Annotated in this window: 14 protein-coding genes; 13 read left to right on the forward strand and 1 reads right to left on the reverse strand. The window is 58.3% G+C overall.

Going from position 1 to position 17079, the window contains the following annotated elements; translation table 11 throughout:
• Window positions 1-5 precede the first annotated feature (5 nt).
• The 11 genes from C7434_RS15395 to C7434_RS15445 all read left to right on the forward strand — a co-directional run bounded on the left by C7434_RS15395 (window position 6) and on the right by C7434_RS15445 (window position 12056).
• On the forward strand, window positions 6-944 hold the full coding sequence (locus C7434_RS15395) for an ABC transporter substrate-binding protein (protein WP_033739762.1): 939 nt from the start codon (window positions 6-8) through the stop codon (window positions 942-944).
• A 10-nt stretch (window positions 945-954) separates the two neighbouring features.
• Complete coding sequence (locus C7434_RS15400) at window positions 955-1467, forward strand: GNAT family N-acetyltransferase (protein WP_006118148.1); 513 nt, start codon at window positions 955-957, stop codon at window positions 1465-1467.
• Between the two features lie 9 nt (window positions 1468-1476).
• Entirely contained in the window at window positions 1477-2403 is a 927-nt protein-coding gene (locus tag C7434_RS15405; protein ID WP_058708812.1) for an amino acid ABC transporter permease, read from the forward strand.
• The gene (locus C7434_RS15410; RefSeq protein WP_133745628.1) at window positions 2387-3181 is read left to right on the forward strand and encodes an amino acid ABC transporter ATP-binding protein; all 795 of its coding nucleotides are present in this window, start codon (window positions 2387-2389) and stop codon (window positions 3179-3181) included. Before C7434_RS15405 ends, C7434_RS15410 begins: the two co-directional genes overlap by 17 nt.
• 9 nt (window positions 3182-3190) lie before the next feature.
• Window positions 3191-4090, forward strand: a complete 900-nt coding sequence (locus C7434_RS15415; RefSeq protein ID WP_039342220.1) for an ABC transporter substrate-binding protein — start codon at window positions 3191-3193, stop codon at window positions 4088-4090.
• A 375-nt stretch (window positions 4091-4465) separates the two neighbouring features.
• Window positions 4466-5068 (forward strand): cupin domain-containing protein, encoded by a 603-nt coding sequence (locus C7434_RS15420; RefSeq protein WP_033739757.1) that lies wholly within the window; start codon window positions 4466-4468, stop codon window positions 5066-5068.
• Window positions 5069-5369: 301 nt separating this feature from the next.
• Window positions 5370-7076, forward strand: a complete 1707-nt coding sequence (locus C7434_RS15425; protein ID WP_033739756.1) for a lysophospholipid acyltransferase family protein — start codon at window positions 5370-5372, stop codon at window positions 7074-7076.
• A gap of 74 nt (window positions 7077-7150) precedes the next feature.
• Window positions 7151-8218 carry an ABC transporter ATP-binding protein gene (locus C7434_RS15430; RefSeq protein WP_133745629.1) on the forward strand — a complete coding sequence of 356 codons (1068 nt, stop codon included), beginning with the start codon at window positions 7151-7153 and terminating at the stop codon, window positions 8216-8218.
• Window positions 8219-8233: 15 nt separating this feature from the next.
• Window positions 8234-9235 (forward strand): ABC transporter substrate-binding protein, encoded by a 1002-nt coding sequence (locus C7434_RS15435; RefSeq protein ID WP_133745630.1) that lies wholly within the window; start codon window positions 8234-8236, stop codon window positions 9233-9235.
• Between the two features lie 2 nt (window positions 9236-9237).
• Window positions 9238-10980, forward strand: a complete 1743-nt coding sequence (locus C7434_RS15440; RefSeq protein ID WP_033739752.1) for an iron ABC transporter permease — start codon at window positions 9238-9240, stop codon at window positions 10978-10980.
• Window positions 10968-12056, forward strand: a complete 1089-nt coding sequence (locus C7434_RS15445) for an MBL fold metallo-hydrolase (protein WP_033739751.1) — start codon at window positions 10968-10970, stop codon at window positions 12054-12056. The genes C7434_RS15440 and C7434_RS15445 overlap by 13 nt, the downstream gene beginning before the upstream one ends.
• A gap of 17 nt (window positions 12057-12073) precedes the next feature.
• Here the strand turns inward: C7434_RS15445 and C7434_RS15450 are convergent, their stop codons facing one another.
• A complete protein-coding gene (locus C7434_RS15450; protein ID WP_039342364.1) occupies window positions 12074-13138 on the reverse strand; it encodes a LacI family DNA-binding transcriptional regulator in 1065 nt (354 codons plus the stop codon).
• A 217-nt stretch (window positions 13139-13355) separates the two neighbouring features.
• On the opposite strand from C7434_RS15450, the gene C7434_RS15455 reads away from it, so the two are divergent.
• Both C7434_RS15455 and C7434_RS15460 read left to right on the forward strand, forming a co-directional pair.
• Window positions 13356-14663 carry an MFS transporter gene (locus C7434_RS15455; protein WP_133745631.1) on the forward strand — a complete coding sequence of 436 codons (1308 nt, stop codon included), beginning with the start codon at window positions 13356-13358 and terminating at the stop codon, window positions 14661-14663.
• 10 nt (window positions 14664-14673) lie between these two features.
• The gene (locus C7434_RS15460) at window positions 14674-17037 is read left to right on the forward strand and encodes a glycoside hydrolase family 31 protein (protein ID WP_133745632.1); all 2364 of its coding nucleotides are present in this window, start codon (window positions 14674-14676) and stop codon (window positions 17035-17037) included.
• The last annotated feature ends 42 nt before the right edge of the window (window positions 17038-17079 follow it).

The raw sequence follows: 17079 nt of genomic DNA on the forward strand, positions 1-17079 counted from the left end.
TTGCTATGCAGAAAAAAATCCTGATGGCGCTGATGCTGCTGACGGCCAGCGCTACCAGCCATGCGGAAAGCACCAGCGTCGCGGTAAATGGGCAGCGCGTCAGTCTTGAAGCCAATAAAACGCCTGTCCATACCGTAAAGAATGCGCAGGCCATCGCACAGTTGCCCGCCGGTTATCACTTTGCTGTGCCCGGTTCGTTCACGGTGGCGGTGGCGGCCCTGAACTCGCCGCCGCTCACCGTTTTCTCGGACGACAATACCACGCTGTTGGGGAGCGAAGTCGATATCGCGCGACTGGTCGCAGACAGCCTGGGGTTAAAGCTCAACGTGGTGCCCACCTCGTGGGAGGACTGGCCGCTGGGCGTGGCGTCCGGAAAATATGATGCCGCCATTACCAACATCACCGTGACGAAGGCGCGCAAAGCGAAATTCGATTTTGCTACCTACCGCAAAGATTCGCTGGGGTTCTACGTAAAAACCAGCAGCCCGATTAAATCACTCACTCAAGCCGACGATATCGCCGGGCTGCGCATCATTGTCGGTTCCGGGACCAATCAGGAGGCCATTTTACTGGCCTGGGACAAACAAAATCAGGCCAGAGGGCTTAAACCGTTTACACCCATTTATACCAAAGACGATGCGGCACAGACGCTGGCGCTGCAGGCCGGACGTGCAGATGCCTATTTTGGCCCTAACGTGATTGGCGCCTGGAAAGCCGCGCTCAACGGTAAGACTCGTCTGGTCGGCAGTGTGGATGGCGGCTGGCCCAAGGCGGCGCATATCGCCGTGACGGTGAAGAAAGGCAGCGGCTTAGCGCAACCTGTCAGTACGGCGCTGAACGGCGTCATTCAAAATGGCGCTTACCAGAAGGTACTGGATCGCTGGGGCGAAGGCGTTGAACGCATCGACCATTCCGAAATTAATCCACCCGGTCTGGGTGACTGAGGCGCACACGATGAGTCAACAGCAATTCCGTGAACTGTCACCTGATGCACCAGAGTTAGAGCCCATTCTCACCGGCTTATTTGGTGAATATGCGGCCCGCTATGGCGATTACTTCAGCCGCCACAAGGAGCAGGAAAAAACCGAATGGTATCTGCCGCCGCACGGCTTATTCATCGTGCTGGAGCGCGACAAGGAGATTATCGCGATGGGGGCGTACAAACCTTACGACGCGCAGACGGCAGAGCTGAAGCGAATCTGGACGCGTGGCGATCTCCGGCGACAGGGGTTAGCCCTGGTGGTGCTGAAAGAGCTGGAGCGACGGGCCCTGCGCGCCGGTTATCAACGGCTGTTTCTGACTACCGGTTTCCGGCAGCCCGAGGCCGTTCGCTTATATACCGGCCACGGCTATGAGCCGCAGTTCGATCTGAGTGGCGATCTGGAGCGTTACGGGCAGCCACCGCACGATGGCCGCTTACGGTTTATCAAAGTGATTGGCGTGCACAGCGTTGTGCAGGCAAGTTAAGGAGTCAGTATGAACTCTCATCAACATTTACATGTCGTGCCTGCCCGTTATCCTGCCCGCACGCTGGGCGCGGTGGTCGCGCTGTTTATCCTGGCAGGCGTGGTGCAGTCGGTCGCGTTTAATCCACGCTGGGAATGGGGCGTGTTTGCCCGCTGGTTCTTTGATCCCGTCATTCTGCATGGTCTGGGGCAAACGCTGCTGCTAACGCTGTTGGGCACGGTATTCAGCCTGCTTTTAGGCGGGCTACTGGCGCTGGCGCGGCTGTCGTCGTCCTGGCTGCTAAGCAGCCTGGCGTGGGGATACATCTGGCTGTTTCGATCGCTGCCGCTTATCGTGGTGCTGATCATTCTCTATAACTTCTCTTATCTCTACGACACGCTGTCCATTGGCGTGCCTTTTACCACGCTGTCCTGGGGCCATTTTCAGACGATTAACGTGCTGGGGCAGTTTCCGGCGGCCGTCATTGGCCTGACCCTGGTCCAGGCGGCCTACAGTGCAGAGATCATCCGGGGTGGTTTTCTGGGCGTTGATCACGGTCAGGTGGAAGCGGCTTCCGCACTCGGGCTGTCTGCCACGCGGCGCACCTTCCGCATTATTCTGCCCCAGGCCCTACGCGCCATTATTCCCACGGCCTTTAACGAAATTATCAGCCTCGCGAAGGGCACGGCAATGGTCTATGTGCTGGCGATGCCGGAACTGTTTTACACCATTCAGATGATCTACAACCGCAACCAGGAGGTGATCCCCTTACTCATGGTCGGTGCGGCCTGGTATCTGATTATCACCACCGTTCTGTCACTGATTCAGCACAGCGTCGAACGCTGGCTGGCGCGTAGCGTCAGCCGTGAACCCCAACCGTCGCGCTGGCGACAATGGCGCAGCCGCGTCACACCGCTCAATCCTGTTGAGGAGATCAGTCATGTCCGAAGCCATTGATTACCGCGTAGCGCATCGTACCGGGGCCATCAGCATTACCGGGGTCAGCAAACATTTCGGCAAGCTCAAGGCGCTGGACGACGTCTCGCTGGAACTTGAACCCGGTTCTGTGACGGTGATTCTGGGGCCATCCGGTTCAGGAAAGTCGACCCTGCTGCGCACCATCAACCATCTGGAACGCGTGGACGAAGGCTTTATTCAGATCGACGGTGAGTACATCGGTTATCAGCGTCGGGGAAATACACTCTATGAACTGAAGGCGCGAGCGATACTGCGCCAGCGCGTCAACGTTGGCTATGTTTTTCAGAACTTCAATTTGTTTCCTCATCTCACGGTGCTGGAAAATTTAATCGAAGCGCCGATAGCGCACCGGCAGCTCTCAAAACGTGAGGCGATCATCCGGGCTGGCGAGCTACTGGAGACGGTCGGCCTGCGCCATAAAGCGGATGCCTGGCCGCGTCATCTGTCGGGCGGTCAGCAACAACGCATTGCGATTGCCCGGGCCCTGATGCTGCAACCCCGTGTCATGTTGTTTGATGAGCCGACTTCCGCGCTGGATCCTGAACTGGTAGGCGAGGTGCTGGATGTGATTAAAAAACTGGCCCGCTCCGGCACCACCCTGGTTATCGTGACGCACGAGGTTGGCTTTGCCCGTGAAGTTGCCGACAACGTGGTGTTTATGGTGGACGGGAAAATTGTCGAGCAGGGCAGCAGTGCCCAGGTGCTAAACCATCCACGTCATGAACGCACCCGCCGCTTTCTGGCACGCGTATTATAAGGAGCCGATATGAAATACGCGTCTCTCACGCTGTTAGCGGTGTTGGTGAGCGGTACGGTATGCGCCGAAGAAAGACGGGATGCCGCCCAGAATGAACAGCCCATTCATGCGCCCGTGAACCCGGAAGCGGTGAGAAAAATCCCGGCGAATTTTCCGTTTGTGGAGCCGGGCACCTTGACCGTCGCCACCTCGGCTATCCACTCACCGCCGCTGGCGCTGCTGGCGTCGGATAACGTGACGCGCATTGGCAGCGATCCGGACATTGCCCGCCTGCTGGCAGACAGCCTGGGACTCAAACTGAAACTGGTGCCGGCCTCCTGGGAGGACTGGCCCCTGGGCATTCGCGCAGGCCGCTATGACGTAGCCATGTTTAACATCGCAGTAACCGAAGAGCGAAAGCAGAAATTTGATTTCGCGACCTATCGTGCCGATAACCATGCCTTTTCGGTCAAAGCTGACAGTCCCCTCCGCGCGATCACCTCACCGGCGGACGTGGCAGGCAAACGTATCATCGTGGCCTCGGGGACCAATCAGGAACGCATACTGCTGAACTGGGACGCACAGAATCGGGCGAAGGGCTTACCGCCGGTTACGCCGATTTATCTGACCGATGATGCTTCAGCCACGCTGTATCTGCTATCTGGGCGGGCCGATGTGATGTTTGGTCCACATTCTGTGGCGGCCTGGAAAGTCGCCTCACGGGGCCAGACGAAACTGGTGGGCCAGGGGCCGTTTCGCGCCTGGGTTGCCGTCACCACAAAAAAGGGTAATGGCCTGGCGGCGGCGCTGCAAACTGCACTCGATGGCACGATTGCAGGCGGACAATATCAGCAGGTTTTGCAACGCTGGGGTGAGCAGGATGAGGCGATCACCCATTCCACGATTAACCCACCCGGTATTGTGTACTGATTCAGGGCCTGCAGGCGGATTTTCCCTCACAGGCCCTGACAGTCCAGCGCCAGCACGGGCGAATAATCCCGTCTCATCTGACAGAAGAAGGCTGCGCGGTCAGCCTGTTTTCGCTCATCCCTTCCTGATATAAACAGGCTGCATGGCCGGTTGCCCTGGCAGGTTTTCCCGGCCTGCTCAGCGACGGGCGCATTGTGTTGCGCGTTTTACAGATTAATCCTACCACGATACAAAGCCTTACCGACTTAAGGTGGAATTGTTAACAATTAATTTGGCTTTGGTTAGCGAGTTTGGATGATTGTGTAAATTGTGATGCATGGCGCACATTACATCACCTGCGACCTTTGTCACACTATAGAAAAAAGGAGACATTGTATGACTGCCCAAACTTCCAGTCTGATGTTGCTGATGTCTTTCGCCGCAGGGACATTTTCAGCCGGTGCATCGAATAACCCGCAACATTTGATGTTCGCCAGCCCGTCTGCTGGCGTGCCCAATAATCCGTTGCCGCTCATCATCTGGCCGCGCGTTGTGCCTGAAGAGGAAGAGGACATCGCGCGCTGGTTTGAGACGACGTTTGAAAAAAATGGCTGGCCTTCGGACTGGCGCGATCAGATCTTCCCCTACATGCACTATCATCCCAACACGCATGAGCTGCTGGGTGTGGCGGAAGGCTGGGCTGAAGTGCTGTTTGGTGGGGACAGCGGCCGTATGATTACCCTGCGGGCGGGCGATGCCGTCCTGATTCCTGCGGGCGTTGGGCACCGTCAGGTGTCGGCCAGCGAAGACTTCGTGGCCGTGGGCGCGTATCCCGAGGGCCTGAAGCCCGAGATTCTGCGCGACGAAATCGGCCTGCTCAAACTGTCGCAGGAAAAAGTGAAAAAAGTGCCCCTGCCAACACGCGATCCCTTCACAGGCAAAGCCGGGGCGATGACGGAGATCTGGAATCCCGTTGCCACCATCATGCACCAGCAGTAAGGCAGGGACCCGCTGCACGGTTGCGCTGCCGTTTTTTACGCCGCGCAACCGCCCCTTGTTTCTCCCGGCAAGGGCAAGTGACTGCCACGTCATAGCCGACTTTTCCCCCTTTACGCCGCGTTTCGCTCTGGCGAAATTGTCTTTATTAACCTGCTGTTTTTAGTAAATAAAATCCGTGTTTCCATGCGTTCTCAGCAGACTGTGCTGACAATTTTGCCCTTCGATTTGTCCCGATTCATAAAAGTGCAAACATCGCGACTTACTTTCGCTGTATCTCTGGGACAGGCACGAAAGGTTAACTATGTTTTCAGTCGATCAGGTTATTGAGAGTTTCTGGCCTAACCAGCGTCCTGCCAACTGGCAGAAACGGATGCTGAAGTGGGTGTTGCGTGAAGATGAATTCCAGCGCTTTGCCGCGCGCTATCCGCACCTGAAAGGGCTGGATATGGTGGAGCAGGTACTGGAACACCTTGATGTACGCTGCGAACTCAGCGAGCGCGATCTGGAACAAATTCCGCCGCGCGGCCCGGTCGTGGTGGTGGCGAACCATCCGCTGGGCACGATTGATGGCATGGCACTCCTGCATGCGATCTCTCAGGTGCGCCGTGATGTCAAAATCGTGGCAAACCGGTTGATTATGTTACTGGAGCCGCTCAACAGTCTGATGTTGCCTGTCGACAACATCGGTAACCGTACCAGCCGCCAGCAGCTGCAACACATGCAGCAGCACCTCAATAATCAGGGCGTACTGATTATTTTCCCTGCTGGGGAAGTTTCCCGTCTCACCAGCGCGGGCGTTCGCGACCGTGAATGGCATCACAGCTTCCTGCGCCTTGCCGCGAAAGCCCGCGCACCGCTGGTACCGGTGCACGTTGAAGGGCGTAACAGCTCCCTGTTTTACACCACCGCCAAAGTCGCCCCACCGGTGGCGATGCTGATGCTGGTGCGTGAAATGTTTAAACAGCGCGGCATGCGCATCAAACTGCGCATTGGGGCACAGATTCCGTTCGCGCACTGGCACGACGGTCATACGCCAGGCAAAGAGCTGGCCAAACGTGTGCGTAAACATGTCTATCGCCTGGGGCAGGGGAAAAAGGGGCTGTTCCAGACCGAATCCGCTATCGCCCTGGCGGAAGACCGCGCTGAACTGAAGAAAGCGCTACTGCAAAGCGAGCTGCTGGGAACGACCACCGACGGTAAGCAGATCTATCTGTGGCGACGCAACGGCGCAACCTGGGTGCCAATCCTGCGCGAGCTGGGCCGGTTGCGTGAAATTGCGTTTCGCGCCGTGGGCGAGGGCAGCGGACGTCGTCGTGACCTGGACAGCTACGATGATGACTATTATCACCTGATTCTGTGGGATGACGCCGAACTGGAAATCGTCGGTGCCTACCGGTTTATTCCGGGTGGCGAACAACTGGAACGGCGCGGAATGGAAGGTCTCTACAGCCACAGCCTGTTCCATTACGATGAACGGATGATCCCGATCCTGCGCCAGGGCATCGAGCTGGGCCGTAGCTTTATTCAGCCAGCCTATTGGGGCAAACGTGGACTGGATTACCTCTGGCTCGGCATTGGTGCCTATGTCGCCAAATATCCCGAAGTACGCTATCTGTTCGGGCCGGTCTCGATTTCAGGCACCATGCCGCTGGCGGCGCGTGATTTGCTGGTGGCGTTCTACCGCATCTACTTCCCCACAGATTTTCCGCTGGCCACCTCACGCTGCCCGTATCCGGCCTCGCTGCCTGACGTGCTGGCACAGTTCAGCGGTAATGATTACAAAGAGGATCTGCAGCGGCTGAAACAACTGCTCAGTAACCTTGGCGCCGCGATTCCGACCCTGTACAAACAGTACTGCGAAGTGTACGAGCCGGGCGGCGTGCAGTTTATTGATTTCGGAAGCGATCCCGATTTTAACAACTGTATTGATGGGCTGGTGCTGGCGGATCTCACCAAAATCAAGCCGTCGCGCTATGAACGTTACGTGGCGGTGCATCTGCCGAAGTAGCGGGATGTCACGGTGCTGTCATCAACGTGTCGTAACGTTTAACGCAGGACGTTTATGGCAAAGGCACAGTAGATATGGCCGCACTCTCTCTCACCGGGCTGCATAAGGCCTTCGCGGCGCAGCCGGTTATCCATGACGTAACGCTGAAGATCCAGCAGGGCGAATTTGTCGCCGTGCTGGGTCCGTCCGGCTGCGGCAAGACAACCTTGCTACGCCTGATCGCCGGATTCGAAACGCTGGATCGCGGCGAGATTCGGGTGGACGACACCGTGTTTGCTGCTCCGGATTTTCACCTGCCTCCGGAACGTCGCGATCTTGGCGTGGTGTTTCAAAACTACGCGCTGTGGCCGCACATGACGGTGGCCGAAAACGTGGGCTACAGCCTGAAAGTCACCGGCGTAAACCGAACTGAACGGGCGGATCGCATCCGGCAGGCCTTGACGCTGGTCGATCTGCTGGCGTTTGCCGATCGGCACCCGGCCGATCTCTCCGGGGGCCAGCGTCAGCGCGTGGCGCTGGCGCGTTGTCTGGTGGCCAGGCCACTGCTGGTGCTGCTTGATGAACCTCTGGCTAACCTTGACGTACATCTGCGCGCGGCGATGGAAGACGAATTTCGCCGTTTTCATCGTCACAGCGGCGCGACGCTGATTTACATCACCCACGATCAGCGTGAGGCCATGGCACTGGCCGATCGTATTGTGGTGATGGAGGGGGGTCAGGTGATGCAGTTTGCCTCGCCACAAACCTTGTGGCGCGAACCGGCCAACGAGATGGTTGCCACCTTTATCGATGAAGGACGTGTGCTACCGGTACAGGATATTGAACCCCTGGGACAGGGCGTGGCATCGGTCATGCTCTGCGGTACGCGACTACGGCTGCGTTGTGCCGCGCAGCAGACAGCCTTACCTTATGGCAAAGCCAGTTTCCATCGCGCCAGTTTCCGCCTGGCCCAGGGCGAAACCGGGCATTTTGCCGCGCAGATCACACGTCTGGTCTACCGTGGCGGTCATTACGACGTCCATCTGTCCCCCTCGGCAGCGCCTGATGTGTCTTTCACCCTGGCCCTCGACGACGTTTCTGCGCTTACGGTTGACGATACCGTCGGCATTATCGTGACTGACGGCTGGATTCTCCCCGCATAAAGGACTTCAGACAGTATGAAAAAGGCTATTTTCACTTCGGTGACCTCGCTGCTGTTTACCGTATTGCTGGCAGGCTCAGCGCTGGCGCAGGCGGCAGACCAGCCCACCGGTAAACTGGTGGTGTACACCTCACAGGCACCGGAAATTGCACAGCAAACGATGGATGCGTTCAAAGCGGCCTATCCCGATATTCAGGTGGAGTGGACGCGCAACGGCACCACGCAGTTAATGAACGTGCTGCATACGGAAATGATGAGCGGCAGAGTCAAGCCTGATGTGCTGCTGGTTGCGGATGCCATTAATCTCGGCGCGCTGAAGAAAGAGCAGCAGCTCTATGCCTATCAGGACGCCCCCGTTGCACACCTGAAGCCGTCCTTCTACGATCGTGACAAGACCTTTTTTGGCACCAAGATCATTGCCACGGTCATTGCCTACAACACGCAACGGGCCAAACCGGTCAACAGCTGGAACGCATTGCTCAACGCCGATAACAAAGGGCAAATCGCGATGCCGAGTCCGCTCTATTCCGGGGCGGCCTTGTACAAACTGCATACCGACATCGCCACGCCTGACATCGGCTGGAACTTCTATAAACAGCTGGCGGCGCTGGGCATCGCGCCGCAGGGAGGCAACGGGCCAGCACTGAAAGCCGTGGCGAGCGGGATGGATAAATATGGCGTGATCACCGATGCCGATATTATCCGGGCGAAAAAGCAAGGATCGCCGATCGATCTGGTGTATCCCAAAGAGGGCGTGTCTTACGTCACCGAACCGGTTGCCATTATGAAATCCGTCCACAACCTGCCCGCTGCGAAAGCCTTTGTGAATTTTTTACTGTCAGAGCAGGGCCAGAAACTGGTGGCCGATCAGGGCAACCGGCCGGTTGACGATCGCGTAGCCGCGCCGGAAGGCTTTGTTCCGGTTGCGCAGATCAAACTGCTGACGCCGGACGTGGAAAAGGCGGTCGCAGATGATGCGCAGGTGCGGGCGCAGTTTACCGCACTGTTCGGAGGCTGAGCATGAGCGTGCTGAGTCACGACAGTCAGCCTCGCTGCTGGCATCTTACACGCGGGCGTTTTCGCGCCGAGCCGTGGGTGCTGGGCGTGCTGGTGTTGATGATTGGGCTGCTGTCGGTGGCGCCTTTTGCCCGGCTTATCTGGACGGCGGTAGCGCCGCAGGGCGTCCCCGATCTGACGCGGCTGGCGCAGTTGCTGGTCAGTCGGCGGGTCCTCAGTGCAACGCTCAATACCTTGAGTATCGGGCTTTGTGCCACACTGTTGTCGCTGCTGCTGGGCACGCTCGCTGCCTGGCTGGTCGCGCTCAGCGATATGCGCGCCAAAGCAGCCTGGGTTTTTGCGTTTATTCTGCCCTTGATGATTCCGCCCCAGGTGACCGCGCTGGCCTGGCTGCAGGCGCTGGCACCGGGTAGCCTGCTGGCCTCACTGTTTCAGTTACTGGGTTTACCCTGGTTCGCGCCAGGCGATCAGCCGCTCTTTTCATGGGGCGGCATCGTACTGCTGCTGGGCCTGCACAGCGCGCCGCTGGTGTTTCTGACGGTACGGGCCGGTCTGCGGCGTTTACCCGCCGAACTGGTGGAAGCGGCGCGTATCAGTGGCGCGTCACATGGGCAGATTCTTCGCACCATCATTTTGCCGCTGGCGCGTCCGGCCCTGTTTGCCGGCGCCGCGCTGGCCTTTGTCGCGGCCGTCGGCAATTTTGGTATTCAGGCCATGCTGGGCATTCCGGCGCGCCTGCCGACGCTTATCACCCTCGTCTATCAACAGCTTAACGCGACAGGTCCGGGTGCGTTGCCGGACACGGCTGTCTATTCGTTGCTGATGGCGCTGATTAGCCTGTCGGGCATGTTGCTGAGCGGCTGGCTGGGCGGACGGCGCGATGTCCGCGTCAGTGGATCCCCGCAGGCGTGGCGACAACCGCTACAGGGCGCACGTTTGCCGACAGAAATTCTGGCCTGGCTGTGGATGGTCGCAACGCTTATCCTGCCCGTCAGTGCGTTGCTGACCAGCGCGTTGACGCGGGGTTTTGGACAGGCTCTGACGTGGCAAACCCTGACGCTGGAAAACTTTTTTCAGGCGCTGTGGGGCTATCCCGCCATCCGCCATGCTTTTGCAACCAGCCTGTGGCTGACCGGGCTGGCGACGCTGATCCTGACCGCCATGGCGCTGTTTCTGGCTTTTTTTCTGAGCTGGCAGCGTACCCGACTGGTTCGCGGCCTGTGGTTCGCCAGCGAGCTGACCTATGCGCTGCCTGGTATTGTCACCGGCGTGGCGGCAATCCTGTTTTTTCTGCCGCCGCTTCCGCTGCTGGACGTGTCGATTTATGGCACGGTCTGGATCATTCTGGCCGCCTATCTGTCCAACTTTCTGGCGCTGGTGTTGCGGCCTGTGCTGGCTGGCTTCGCGCAAATCGAACCTGCGCTTGATGAAGCCGCCCGTCTGTGTGGCGCAGGACTGATGCGCCGTATGCGCGATATCTTACTGCCGCTGGCCGCACCCTCCGCACTGGCAGGCGGTCTGTTGGTGTTTCTTACCGCGTTAAACGAAATTCAGGTATCGGTTCTGCTGGTGACATCGGAAACGCAAACCCTCGGTCCCACGATTATCTTTCTTGATGAAGGCGGATCTGCCCCGCTGGCGGCGGCGGTGGGTTGCCTGATGATACTGGTGGTTCTGACCTTAATGCTGCTGGCGACGCGTTTAACGCGTCGTCTGCCACAGGGTACATTGCCATGGCAAGCCTGACCGTTGTAAGCGGGGTGGGCGGCAAATTGCCCGCGGCGTTCCTGCTGGAGATTCAGGGCTATCGTCTGCTGTGGGACCTGGGAGCCGGGCCAGAGCCGGGCGTCAGACCCGATCTGGCCGCCATCGGTCAGGTTGATGCGATCTGCCTGACCCATTCTCATCGCGATCATACCGGGGCGCTGGACAGCTGGCAGCAACTGGGCTCGCCACCGGTTTACGCGACGGACATCACCTGGCAGCAGTTGGGCGACGGTCCGGTGCCTGCGCGCTGCCGACATGCGCTGCCTTTACAGGGCCAGTGCGCCGTAGGGCCACTGAATCTGTTTACCGGCCGGAGCGGACATTCACCGGGATCCGTGTGGCTTCATCTGCCTGTCGCTGGCGGCATCACCTATATGGGTGACTGGAGCCGCGAGTCATTATTGTTACCGTTTGACCGCCCACCACGGGCGCGCTGGCTGATTACCGATGCGTCCTACGGCGACCGTCATCAGCGTCTGCATCAACAGGTCGACGCGCTGGTGCAGGCGGCCCGACACGGGGCGGTGGTCACGGCACCGTTACATGGCAGAGGGCCAGAGATGGCCCTGCGACTGCGCAGCCAGGGATTACCGGTCAGGCTGTGTCCGCAGGTGCGCGAGGAAGTCTCCCAGTTGCTGGCGCAAAAAACGTTACCGGCCGCCACGGCGCTGGCGTTACTGCCGCTGCTGCGCGAGCCGACACCGGCACGCTGGCAACCTGACAGCGTAATCGTGGCTGCCGATGCGGTCGCCGACAGCGGTCTGGCGGCCACGCTGAGCCACTGCCCTGAGTTTACCCTGATTTTTAGTAGCCACGTCGCCCGCGGGACACGAGCCTTTGAGATGCTGCAAAACGGGCTGGCGCAGTGGCTGCCCTGGAACGTTCATCCGCCGCTGGACGATCAACTGGCCCTGATAAAACACTGCGGAGCCGAGCAGGTGATCCCCGCCTTTGTCGCACCCGAACAGTGTCAGCAGTTGATGGCCCGTGCGGGTAGCACGCTGTGCTGGCAGCGTCACTTCACGCTGTCATCCCGCTGGGAGAGTTTTGTCTGACGCTTTAGCAAACGGCTTCAACTGTAAAGCCCGTACTGCTGGACCGGCGCATGGCCCGGATTATCCCGGATGCGGCGTACCGAATCGCGCACCACCAGTTTGCCGTTCAGCAGCAGGTTACCCGGAGGAAGATCCGGATCTAACCGGAGCGACTGAAGAATTCTCACCGCGGCTTCGCCCAGCTCATCGCGTGGCACCTGTACTGAGGTTAAGGGAATCTCCTGAACGGTCGCCAGGTTAAAACCATCCATGCTCATCACCGACACATCCTCCGGCACCCGCAGGCCCGCCTGCTGTAACGCCTGAACCGCCCCGGCGGCAATATAATCGCCGCTGGCCAGAATGGCCGTGGGCCGCTGCGCCTGAGGGCAATGGCGCAGGTAGTCGCTCAGCCGGTCGCGGGCGTCATTGCTGCTAAAGCTGTTCAGCGTTAGCAGATGCTGACGACTGTCGAAGCGCAGATTCATGGCATGCCAGGCATCACGGACGCCTTGTAGCCGCTGCTCCATCGTGTAGCGGCGCAGGCAGTGCAGCGACAGGATTTGCCGGTGGCCCTGTTCAAACAGATAGCGTGCTGAGAACTCGCCAATCAAATGATGATCGGGGGAGACCGACGGCAGGCGCATCCGGCGGTCGCGGGCATTAATCAGCACGCAGGGCTTGTGCATTTCAGCGGCCAGCTGATGGATATGTTCATCATCAATACCAATCACCAGCGCAGCTTCGGTCTGCTGCATCTTATCGATAAACAGTGCCGCATCGCTGTCGACTTCTTCCAGCGGGCAGTAGCGCACCCGGACATCGTGCGGTTTCACGGCTTCGCTGATCCCCTGGATCACCTTGTAATAGAAAATATCCGTACGGATATCGAAGGCACGCGGCGGCGCAAACACGATCAGGTCATTAAGCAGCAGCCGGCCATGGTGCAGGTTGTCCAGCACACCTTGCTGTTGGGCAATACGCAGTACCTTGTCGCGCGTGGCAGGGCGAATGTTGGCTTTGCCGGCCAGAACGCGTGAAACCGTGCTCACCGACACACCGCTCAGGGCGGCAATTTCGCTCACTTTTAAGCTTTGTTTCATTCTGTGATCGCCCTCAAGTCTGCAAATGAAAAATTTTTCATAAAGTGCTGAATCGTGTCCTTTCTGGTGTGAACGGACATTTTTGTTGTGCTGCAAGCTTGCCATGAAAAGAGTTGCAAAAAATTGGCTGTACCCACGTTTTGCGCTTTTTTAAGGTCGGGGCAGAGAGAAGTTTGTTCACGGCAACGTGATAATCACTGGCTACAGGAGCGTCATCATGAGTCTCGACTCAACCTCTGCCCGCAGCGCATCGCGCCCGCTGCGGATCATAAAAAATCTGCGCTGGTGGATGCTGGGCATGTTTCTGCTTGGCGTGACGGTGAACTACATCACCCGAAACTCCCTGGGCATTCTGGCCCCTGAACTGAAAAACACCCTGAATATGAGCACCGAGCAATATTCCTGGGTCGTTGCCGCCTTCCAGCTGGCCTACACGTTGTTTCAGCCCGTGTGCGGTTGGTTAATCGATGTCATCGGTCTGAAGATGGGCTTTCTGATTTGCGCCGTCATCTGGTCGATCACCTGCCTGCTGCACGCCGGGGCGGGAAGCTGGCTGCATCTGGCGCTGCTGCGCTTTGTGATGGGTGCCTCCGAAGCGGCGGCGACGCCGGCCAACGCCAAGGCCATCGGCGAGTGGTTTCCGAAAAAGGAACGTCCGGTTGCGGCAGGCTGGGCGGGCGTGGGGTTCTCTATTGGCGCGATGCTGGCACCGCCCATCATCTATGTCGCCCATATCTCCTTTGGCTGGCAGGGCGCGTTCCTGCTGACCGGCGGCCTTGGCCTTATCTGGGTCACGCTCTGGTGGTGGGGTTATCACTCACCGGAACGCCATCCTCGTTTGTCGGATGAAGAGCGGGATTTTATTACGCAGGACAAGGAAGTCATCGGTGAAAAGTTACCGTTCTTTACCGCGCTGAAAGTCATCGGCAAAGAAAAGAAATTCTATGGCATTGCCATTCCGGCCTTTTTAGCCGAACCCGCCTGGGCCGTGCTGAGCTTTTGGGTGCCGCTCTACCTCGCCAATGAACGCGGCATGGATCTGAAACAGATCGTGATGTTTGCCTGGCTGCCCTTCCTGGCGGCAGATATTGGCAGCGTGGCCAGTGGTTATCTGACCAAAATTTATGTGCGCTGGTTTGGCTGCACCCGGGTGAACTCGATCGTTGCCAGTTCGATCACCGGTGCGGTGCTGATGATCTCGCTGGCGTTAATGACGCTGGTTAAAGATCCCTACCTGGCCATCGCGCTGATCTCCATTGGTGGCTTCGGTCATCAGGTGATCTCCTGCATGTTGAGTGCGCTGGTGGTAGAGCGTTTTGATCGCCGCCAGATGGCGACAGTCAACGGCATGCGCGGATCCTGCGCCTGGATCGCCAGCTTTATCTTCTCGCTGATTATCGGCGTCACCGCCGACACGATTGGCTTCAATCCCCTGTTTATTGCCATGGGTTTCTTTGACCTGATTGGCGCGGTTTTCCTGGTGATGTTTATCGCCGAACGCCGCCAGAATATTGCTAAAAATTGAGGGTAACCTGATGAAAACGCTTAAGACATGGACGCTCCATCAGCAGGCAGCGCACTTCGTCGAACTGAAAACCGAGCAGCGTCACTTTTTACGTATTTACGTATTGGAAAGCGGGCTGATGCGCGTGTTATTGAAACGCGATGGGGAGCTGGCATTAAACCGGACCTGGAGCATTGCGCCTCAGGATGACGTGCCCTGGCAGGGGCGCGATCGGGAATCGCTGGAAGGCTTTTCGTTGCCCGCATTCACCTTTGAACAGGGGGCGCAGTTTGTTCGCCTGGCCACCGACCGGCTGCGCGTGACGGTGCATTCGCCGTTGTACCTTAGCTGGGAGCATTTCGATGGTACCGAGTGGCAGCCGCTGGCGGCCGATCGTCATACCGGGGCTTATCTGCTGAACATGCATGGCGATGGCGTTGAACATTACCAGCGCCGTCAGCCGCAGGATCGGGTGTATGGCCTGGGCGAAAAGAGCGGGGATCTTAACCGGGTTAATCGCCGCTATGAGATGCGTAATCTGGATGCGATGGGCTATAACGCGGCCAGCACCGATCCGCTCTATAAACATATTCCCTTCACGCTGACCCAGCGCGACGGCGTCAGTTTTGGGCTGTTTTACGATAATCTTTCCAGTAGCTGGCTCGATCTGGGCAATGAGCTGGATAACTACCATCTGCCTTATCGCCGCTATCGTGCAGAGGCGGGCGATCTGGATTACTACATGATGCTGGGGCCGACGCTGCTGGATGTGACCAAGGCGTTTGTGCGCCTGACGGGCCGAACGCTCTTTCAGCCGAAATGGAGCCTGGGCTACAGCGGATCCACCATGCACTACACCGATGCGCCGGATGCGCAACACCAGCTGCTCTCCTTCATCCAGCTGTGCCGTGAGCATGAGATCCCCTGTGATTCGTTCCAGCTGTCATCCGGTTATACCTCAATTAATAACAAGCGCTATGTCTTTAACTGGAACTACGACAAAGTGCCCAATCCCGAGGCGATGACCGCCGCGTTCCATTATGCCGGGATGAAGCTGGCAGCCAATATCAAACCCTGTCTGTTACAGGATCATCCGCGCTATGACGAGGTGGCGGCTCAGGGACTGTTTATCCGTGATTCTGAGCAGGATCAGCCAGAACGCTCCGTGTTCTGGGACGACGAAGGTTCGCATCTGGATTTCACCCATCCCAAAACGGTGGCGTGGTGGCAGGAAAACGTCACGGAGCAGTTGCTGAAAAAAGGCATCGACGCGACCTGGAACGACAACAATGAATATGAAGTCTGGGACGGCGAAGCGCGTTGTCATGGCTTCGGCCAGCCGATTGCCATTAAGCATATTCGTCCGGTCATGCCGTTGCTGATGATGCGCGCCTCGCTGGAAGCCCAACAGCGTTTTGCCCCGGAAAAACGCCCGTACCTGATTTCCCGTTCGGGTTGTGCCGGTATGCAACGCTATGTGCAGACCTGGAGCGGGGATAACCGGACCAACTGGCAGACCCTGCGCTACAACATCCGCATGGGACTGGGGATGAGCCTGTCAGGATTGTTTAACGTGGGGCACGATGTCGGCGGCTTTGCCGGGGATAAACCGGATCCGGAGCTGTTTGTGCGCTGGGTTCAGAATGGTGTTATGCATCCGCGTTTTACCATTCACTCATGGAATGACGATCACACCGTGAATGAGCCGTGGATGTATCCGGAAGCCACGCCAATGATTCGCGAGGCGATTCGCCTGCGTTACCGGCTGATGCCGTATCTGTATACGCTGGCATGGCAGGCCAGCGCGCACGATGAACCGATGCTGCGTCCGACTTTCCTGGACCATGAGAACGATGCACGGACCTATGATGAGTGCGATGACTTTATGCTGGGACGCGACCTGCTGGTCGCCAGCGTTGTGGAGCAGGGCGCGCGTACCCGATCCGTATATCTGCCCGAGAATCCACACGGCTGGTATGACTGGCATAACGGCAACTGGCTGGCGGGCGGACAAACAGTTACGCTGGATGCACCGCTGGATCGCCTGCCGCTGCTGGTGCGCGCAGGTGCCGCGCTTCCGCTTGGCCAGTGTGAAACCACCACCGATGCGCAACGTGACAACGTGCGTGAACTGCAGGTATGGCCTGCGCCGGGCAACGCCACGACCCACGGTGAGCTGTTTGACGATGACGGCGAGTCGCACGGCTGGCGCCAGGGCAATGCACTCTGGCTGAGCTGGACGTTGACCAGTAGCGCGTCGCGGCTGGATCTGACGGTCGGGAAGCGCGGGGATTATCTGCCAGCATGGCGGGAAATGACGGTTATCTTACCGCCGGGTGAGAAACGTACGTTGTGGATCAACGGTGAAATGACGTCATGCTATCGGCTGGCATAAGCCGTAACGTGTCAGACCGGTAGGGTTCGTTACGATAACCAC

The sequence above is a fragment of the Pantoea sp. PNA 14-12 genome, assembly GCF_004364735.1.
Classification (GTDB): Bacteria; Pseudomonadota; Gammaproteobacteria; order Enterobacterales; family Enterobacteriaceae; genus Pantoea; species Pantoea stewartii.